This is a genomic window from Oleiphilus sp. HI0125, from assembly GCF_001635355.1.
The window spans coordinates 1-666 of record NZ_LWGF01000202.1; the positions used below are offsets into that span (position 1 = coordinate 1).

The 666-nt window shown below is 44.9% G+C and carries 2 protein-coding genes; both read right to left on the bottom strand.

What is annotated here, in order from left to right:
• Positions 1–253: transposase (locus A3762_RS26940; protein WP_231878714.1), on the bottom strand; the 253-nt coding region annotated here is incomplete at its 3' end.
• A gap of 33 nt (positions 254–286) precedes the next feature.
• On the bottom strand, positions 287–421 hold the full coding sequence (locus A3762_RS28575) for a hypothetical protein (protein WP_255375024.1): 135 nt from the start codon (positions 419–421) through the stop codon (positions 287–289).
• Positions 422–666 lie beyond the last annotated feature (245 nt).

Sequence of the window (666 nt, forward strand, 5' to 3'; positions counted from 1 at the left end):
TAGACCAAAAATAATCACTCGCTGACTTAACCATTCCAGCCCTAACCGGATTCAGTTCGATGTAACGCTGACAAGCAAGTACATAAGAGTCATCCTCAATCCCTAAGGACTTAAAGCGCCCTTCCCACAAAGTACCTGATCGCTCATACCTATGGTTAAAATAACGCACATAACGACGTCCCAAACACTGCATCATCTGAGAAATTGACTTATCAGTATGCGGCGTGACTAACAAATGTACGTGGTTGGTCATGAAGACCCAAGCATGGATATGTACATCAAACGTTCACGCGTATTCATTTAGCCATGAGGCATATGCGACATAATCTTGTGTATCAATAAAACAAGGTTGGCGATTAACGCCCCTTTGAATGAGGTGCTGCGTCATACCCGCAGGGCATTGACGGAGTGAGCGAGCCATAGATCTTCCTTGATACTATTTGGCTTTGTTTGAAACTGGGGTCAGAGTACTTTTACTCTGACCCCAATATTAAACTTAGTTTTTAGCTTCTAAGAAATGTCCTTGAATCTCGGCATTATCTGGCTGTAAGGCAGCCGCTTTCTCAAGGTAAGGCAAGCCTTCTTCAGTTCTTCCAAACTTGTGCAACACCCATCCATAGCTATCAAGAACAGCTGCGCTGTTTGGAGCGAGTTCCGCGGCACGGC